This is a genomic window from Mizugakiibacter sediminis, from assembly GCF_000953855.2.
GTDB lineage: Bacteria > Pseudomonadota > Gammaproteobacteria > Xanthomonadales > Rhodanobacteraceae > Mizugakiibacter > Mizugakiibacter sediminis.
This window is the reverse complement of the sequence record NZ_DF970191.1, coordinates 1-6,335: the sequence shown is the minus strand read 5'-3', so window position 1 is coordinate 6,335 and position 6,335 is coordinate 1. Positions and strand designations below refer to the sequence as shown.

Here is a 6,335-nt window from a genome sequence, read left to right as displayed (position 1 = left end):
CGCCGCCGCGCGCCGGCTGGCCGCCGCCGGCCTGCTGGAACGCTACGAGGCGGAGGCGCCGCCGGCCGACCCGCCGCCGGCATCGCCCGCGTCGCTCAACGCCGAGCAGCAGGCGGCGGTGCAGGCGGTCGCGGCCGCGGCCGGCGCGTTCCAGCCGTTCCTGCTGGACGGCGTCACCGGCAGCGGCAAGACCGAGGTCTACCTCGCGTTGATCGAACGCACGCTCGCCGATGGACGGCAAGCGCTGCTGCTGGTGCCGGAAATCGGCCTGGCGCCGCAGACCGTGCGGCGCCTGCGCGAGCGCTTCGGCGACCGGGTCGACGTGCTGCACTCCAACCTCGCCGAGGGCGAGCGCGCGCGCGCCTGGCTGCGCGCGCGCCGCGGCGGCCCGCACGTGCTGCTGGGCACGCGCTCGGCGGTGTTCGCGCCGCTGCCGGACCTCGGCCTGATCGTGGTCGACGAGGAACACGACACCTCGTACAAGCAGCAGGAAGGCTTCCGCTATCACGCGCGCGACCTCGCGCTGGTGCGCGCGCGCGCGCGCGGCGTGCCGATCGTGCTCGGCTCGGCGACGCCGTCGCTGGAGAGCCTGGCCAACGTTGCCGCCGGCCGCTATCGCCATCTGCGCCTGCCGGCGCGCGCCGCCGCCGCGCAGCCGCCGACGCTGCGCGTGCTCGACGTGCGCGGCCGCCGGCTCGAGCACGGCGTGTCGCCGGCGCTGCTGGCGGCGCTGGCCGATTGCCTCCATCGCGGCGAGCAGGCGCTGGTGTTCAAGAACCGGCGCGGCTACGCGCCGGTTCTGCTGTGCCACGCCTGCGGCTGGCACGCGGCCTGTCCGCGCTGCGACAAGCCGCTGACGCTGCACCGCGGACGCAACGCGCTGGCCTGCCATCACTGCGGCAGCGAGCGGCCGGCGCCGGCCGCCTGCCCCGAGTGCGGCGGCACCGCGCTGACGCCGCAGGGCCACGGCACCGAGCGGCTGGAGGAGGCGCTGGCCGCGCGTTTTCCCGCGGTGCCGGTGGTGCGCATCGACCGCGACACCACGCGCCGTCGCGACGCGTTCGAGACGCTGCTCGGCGGCCTGCCCGCCGACGGCGCCGCCATCCTGGTCGGCACGCAGATGCTGGCCAAGGGCCACGACTTGCCGAACCTCACCCTGGTCGCGGTGGTCGGCGTCGACGAGGGCCTGTACAGCGTCGACTTCCGCGCCGGCGAGCGGCTGGCGCAGCAGATCGTGCAGGTGGCCGGCCGCGCCGGGCGCGCGCGCAAGCCGGGCGCGGTCTGGCTGCAGACCCACCATCCCGACCACCCGTTGCTGGCGACGCTGCTGCGCGCAGGCTACGCCGCGCTGGCGACGGCGATGCTGGAGGAGCGCCGCGCCGCGCAGCTGCCGCCGTACGCGCACATGGCGCTGCTGCGCGCGCAGGCGGCGCGGGCCGAGCACGCCGATGCGTTCCTCGCGGACGCCGCCGCCGCGCTGCCGGCCGACGCCCAACTGCGCGTCAGCGGGCCGATGCCGGCGCCGATGGCGCGCCGCGCCGGCCAGTACCGTGCGCAGCTGCTGCTGGAGGCCGACACGCGCGCGCCGCTGCGCCGCGTGCTGCCGGCCTGGCACGCCGTGCTCGCCGCGCTGCCGTCGGCACGGCGCGTGCGCTGGTCGCTGGACGTGGATCCGGTCGATCTCTACTAGGGTAGGGCGCGGAACGCACCGAGCCATTTTTGGACACCGGTCGACGCGGATTCGCGCGGATGAAGTCCCTGCCCAGATCCGCGTCCAGAAAAATATCCAAGGCGCTCAAACGCCGACGGCCCCGCGCGGGGGCCGTCGAATCGGGCTGCACAAGGCGTGGCTCAGGCCACGAACAGCGCGCGCATCTTCTTCATCGCGTTGGCTTCGATCTGGCGGATGCGCTCGGCGGAAACGCCGTACTCGTCGGCCAGATCCTGCAGCGTGGCCTTCTCGTCGGCCAGCCAGCGCCGCTGCACGATGTCGCGCGAGCGCGCGTCGAGCTTGTCCAGCGCCTGCTGCAGCGTCTCCAGCTGGTTCTCTTCCTGGTCGGCCTCGGCCACCGACTCGTACGGGTCGGCGCCCTGCTCGACCAGATAGGCGACCGGCGCGGGCCGCGCGTCCTCGTCGGCGTCGGCCGGCGCGTCGAAGGCCACGTCGTGGCCGTTCAGGCGCGCCTCCATCTCCAACACCGTCGCTTCCGGCACGCCCAGCTCCTTGGCGACCGTGCGCACTTCCTCGGCGTTCATCCAGCCGAGGCGCTTCTTCGACTTGCGCAGATTGAAGAACAGCTTGCGCTGCGCCTTGGTGGTGGCGACCTTGACGATGCGCCAGTTGCGCAGGATGAACTCGTGCATCTCGGCGCGGATCCAGTGCACCGCGAACGAGACCAGGCGCACGCCCTGCTCCGGGTCGAAGCGCTTGACCGCCTTCATCAGGCCGATGTTGCCTTCCTGGATCAGGTCGGCGAGCTGCAGGCCGTAGCCGTTGTAGCCGCGCGCCACGTGCACGACGAAGCGCAGGTGCGAAAGCACCAGCTGCTTGGCCGCGGCGAGATCGTCCGACTTGCGGTAGCGCTGCGCGAGCTCCCGCTCTTCCTCGAGGCTCAGCACCGGGATGCGGTGCACCGCCGAGATGTAGGCATCGAGGCTGCCGACCACGCTGGGGATCGGCAGATTGTTGGCGACCAGGGCCTGGGACATGCGTGGACCTCCTGACGACCGAATTTAGCACTCCCGCGCTGAGAGTGCTAAGCCCCGGGGAAGGTTCCGCGGGGTCGGTTAACTATACCACTTCGTACAGGAAATGCGTTAGGCCGGCGTGAACTCGGCGTTCGCCGGCAGGGACCAATCGATCGGGGTCTGGCCATGCTCTTGCAAGTATCTGTTTGCGTAAGAGAAATGGCCGCAGCCCAGGAAGCCGCGGTGGGCCGACAGCGGGGAGGGATGCGGGGCCTTCAGGACCAGGTGGCGGCGGGTGTCGATCAGCCGGCCCTTGGCCTGGGCGTAGCTGCCCCAGAGCATGAACACCAGCTCCTCGCGCTCGCGGTTGAGGCAGTCGATGGCGGCATCGGTGAAGCCCTCCCAGCCCTTCCCCTGGTGCGAGCCGGCCAGGCCGCGCTCGACGGTCAGCACGGCGTTCAACAGCAGCACGCCCTGGCGCGCCCAGGAGGTCAGGCAGCCGTGGGGCGGACGCGGGATGCCGAGGTCGCGCTCGATCTCCTTGAAGATGTTCTCCAGCGACGGCGGCGGCGGCACGCCCGGCGGCACGGAAAAACACAGGCCGTGCGCCTGCCCGGGGCCGTGGTAGGGATCCTGGCCGAGGATCACCACCTTGACCGCCTCGAACGGCGTGGCGTCGAACGCCGCGAAGATCAGCGGGCCCGGCGGGTAGATCACCTTGCCGGCGCGCTTCTCGGCGCGCAGGAATTCGCCGAGCGCGACCATCTCCGGGCGCAGGAACCAGCGGCCGAGCCGCGCCTTCCAGGATGCTTCCAGGCGCAGCCGCGCCGGCGCTTCGGCCGCGGCCTCGTTCACGCCGGCACCGCGGCGCGCAGGCGCTGCGACACGCGCAGCTGGAACAGCAGCTTGGTGATCAGCAGTTGCTCCTCGATCGGTTTCTGCACGAGGTCGTTGGCGCCGGCTTTCAGCAGCGCCGCCTGGTTCTTCGGATTGTCGTCGCCGGTCATCACCAGCACCGGCAGCTGGCCCTTGCCGTAGCCGTAGCGGTGGCGGATGCGCTCGAGCAAGTCGCCGCCAGTCAGCTCGCCCTTCAGGCTGACGTCGGTCAGCACCAGGTCGGCGCCGATGCGGCCCTGCGCCTGCGCGGTCTCCAGCAGCGCCAGCGCATCCTCGACGCTGACCACGTGCTGCACGGTGAGGCCGTGCTTCTCCAGCATGCGGCGCGTCGCCAGCGCGACCACGCGGCTGTCCTCGACGTACAGCACCTCGCCGCTGGCCTGGCGGTCCGGGCGCACGTAGCCGCGGATGAACTCGGCCAGCGCGCCGAAGCCGAGCGACTTGTCGAAATAGTCGGTGACGTCGTCGGTCAGCGTGCGGCTCTGCAGACGCTCCTGCACGTCGCCCGACACCACCACGATCGGCACGTAGGCCTGCGCGGCGCGTTCGCGGAAACGCCGCGCCAGCTCGAGGCCGTCCATGTCGGGCAGCCTGAGCGCGGTGGTCACCAGATCGACGGCGCCGGCCTCGAGCCGGCGCTCGGCTTCCGCGCCGCACTCGCAGGCGACCACTTCCACGCCCGGCACCTGCGCCTGCAGCAATTGCTGCAGCATGCGGCGCACCACTTTCGAGCCGTCCACGACCATCACCCGCGGCGTCTCGCTGCTGTCGTGGCGCGTGATTCGCGTTTCCATCCCACCCCCGTGGGGCCCCGTGCGTCGTCGCCCGGAGCCCGCGCTCCCACACTACCCGATGCGCCCGGGCCGGCCCTAGTGCGGCATGGTCGCCCCCAGGTGGCGCGCGCTGGCCAGCCGTGCGCCCAGCCAGCCCAGCAGCGCGGCGCCGAACGGCACCGTCAGCAGCACCGGCGCGGCGATGCCGGCGAAGCCGAGCTGGCCGCCATAGCTGCCGGCCAGCCGCGCCGCCGGCCCGGCCAGCGCCAGCTCCAGCAGCAGCACCAGCAGCACCGCGACCACGCCGCTGCAAAGTCCGTACCACACGCCCTCGTACAGGTACGGCCGGCGCACGAACCCGGCGCTGGCGCCGACCAGCTGCAGCACCGCGATCTCGTCGGCGCGCGAGCGGATGTCGAGGCGCACGGTGTTGCCGACCACCAGCAGCGCCGCCAGCGCCAGCAGCGCCGCGAGCAGCTGCACCGCGCGCCGCGCGACGCCGACCAGCGCGTCGAGGCGCTCGCGCCAGGCGCCGTCATCCTGCACCAGGTCGACGTCGGGAAGCGTGCGCAGCGTCTCGACCAGGGTCGTCACCGCGGCGCGCGCCAGTTCCGGCCGCGGTTCCACCACCAGCACGTAGGGCAGCGGATTGCCGTCGCCCAGGGCGTCCACCGCCGGGGCGAAGCCTTCCAGCGCGGCCAGCTCGCGCAGGCCCTGCTGCGGCGTCTTCACCGTCACCGCGGCGACGTCGACGCGCCCGCGCAGCCGCGCCGCCAGCGCCTGCGCCGCCGGCGCGTCGCGCCCGGGTTTGAGGAACACGCTGACCGCCTGCGTCTCGCCCAGCGCGGCGCCGAGGCGCTGCACGTTGCCGAGCAGCAGGTAGAACGCCAGCGGCAGGGCCAGCGCGAAGCCCATCACGGCGACCGTCAGCAGCGTGCCCAGCGGGCGTTCGGCCAGCCGGCGCACGCTGGCGGCGAGACACCAGGCGTGCTGTTCGCGCCAGGCGCGCAGGCGGCCGCGCGGCGCCGGCCGCGCCGAGGGCTCGCCGCGCGCGGCGGCGTCGCGGCGGCGCGCGCTCACGCCACCTCCTCGGCGGCGAGGTCGGCGATCAGCCTGCCGTGGTCGAGCACGATCACGCGTTTCTTCATGCGCTTGATCAGCATCAGGTCGTGGCTGGCGATCACCACCGTGGTGCCGACCTGCTGGAAATCGGCGAACAGCTGCATGATCTCCAGCGAGAGCTGCGGGTCGAGGTTGCCGGTCGGCTCGTCGGCGATCAGCAACGCCGGCTTGGCGACGATCGCGCGGGCGATGCCGACGCGCTGCTGCTCGCCGGTGGAGAGCAGCGCCGGCGGCTGCTTCTCGTAGGCGAGCAGGCCGACCTTGTCCAGCGCCGCGCGCACGCGCCTGGCGCGCTCCTCCGGCGGCACGCCGGCGATCACCAGCGGCAGCTCGACGTTGGCGAACACGCTGCGGTCGAGCAGCAGGCGGTGGTCCTGGAACACCATGCCGAGCTTGCGCCGCAGGCGCGGGATGCCGCGCACGCCGACGGTGCCGAGGTTCTGCCCGTCCAGCGTCACGGTGCCGCGCGTCGGCCGCTCGATCAACGCCAGCAGCTTCAGCAGCGTGCTCTTGCCGGCGCCGGAATGGCCGGTGACGAACACCATCTCGCCGGGCGCGATGTGGAAGGAGAGCTGCGACAGCGCCTCCTGGCCGGCGGCATAGCGTTTGCTGACCTGGTCGAAACGGATCACGTCACGGCATGGCGCGTGCGGGCAACCGGCGCAGCATAGCCGGAACGCGCCGGCACGCCAGCCCCGCCGCGCGCCGCATCAGCGGCGCCGGAACAGCGCACCGAGACGGCGCAGGAAGCTCGGCTTCTCCGCGGCCGGCGCCGCGGCAGGCGCGGCCGCGGGCGGCGCCGCGCGCTCCTCGCGCGCACGCTGGCCGCCGTGGCGGCGGCGTTCGCCGCGCTCC

At 73.1% G+C, this 6,335-nt stretch carries 6 protein-coding genes; 1 reads left to right on the top strand and 5 read right to left on the bottom strand.

Features of this window, described 5'->3' with window-relative positions; translation table 11 throughout:
* Positions 1–1,690, top strand: a 1,690-nt coding sequence (locus tag MBSD_RS07665; RefSeq protein ID WP_062536603.1) for a primosomal protein N', incomplete at its 5' end; no start/stop codon positions are given.
* Between the two features lie 161 nt (positions 1,691–1,851).
* On the opposite strand, the gene rpoH is transcribed toward MBSD_RS07665, so the two are convergent.
* From rpoH to ftsE, 5 genes are all read right to left on the bottom strand, one after another.
* Positions 1,852–2,709: an RNA polymerase sigma factor RpoH gene (rpoH, locus tag MBSD_RS07660; protein WP_062536600.1), complete on the bottom strand. Its 858-nt coding sequence runs from the start codon at positions 2,707–2,709 to the stop codon at positions 1,852–1,854.
* A 108-nt stretch (positions 2,710–2,817) separates the two neighbouring features.
* Positions 2,818–3,543 (bottom strand): uracil-DNA glycosylase, encoded by a 726-nt coding sequence (gene ung / locus MBSD_RS07655; RefSeq protein WP_062536598.1) that lies wholly within the window; start codon positions 3,541–3,543, stop codon positions 2,818–2,820.
* Complete coding sequence (locus tag MBSD_RS07650; protein WP_062536596.1) at positions 3,540–4,379, bottom strand: response regulator; 840 nt, start codon at positions 4,377–4,379, stop codon at positions 3,540–3,542. The genes ung and MBSD_RS07650 overlap by 4 nt, the downstream gene beginning before the upstream one ends.
* A 75-nt stretch (positions 4,380–4,454) precedes the next feature.
* Positions 4,455–5,438, bottom strand: a complete 984-nt coding sequence (gene ftsX, locus MBSD_RS07645) for a permease-like cell division protein FtsX (RefSeq protein ID WP_062536595.1) — start codon at positions 5,436–5,438, stop codon at positions 4,455–4,457.
* Positions 5,435–6,112, bottom strand: a complete 678-nt coding sequence (ftsE, locus tag MBSD_RS07640) for a cell division ATP-binding protein FtsE (RefSeq protein ID WP_062536593.1) — start codon at positions 6,110–6,112, stop codon at positions 5,435–5,437. Before ftsE ends, ftsX begins: the two co-directional genes overlap by 4 nt.
* Positions 6,113–6,335 lie beyond the last annotated feature (223 nt).

What these genes read in the sequence shown, in the direction of transcription:
- rpoH (WP_062536600.1), bottom strand. Translation starts at nt 2,709, where the DNA reads ATGTCCCAGGCCCTGGTCGCCAACAATCTGCCGATCCCCAGCGTGGTC.
- MBSD_RS07650 (WP_062536596.1), bottom strand. Translation starts at nt 4,379, where the DNA reads ATGGAAACGCGAATCACGCGCCACGACAGCAGCGAGACGCCGCGGGTG.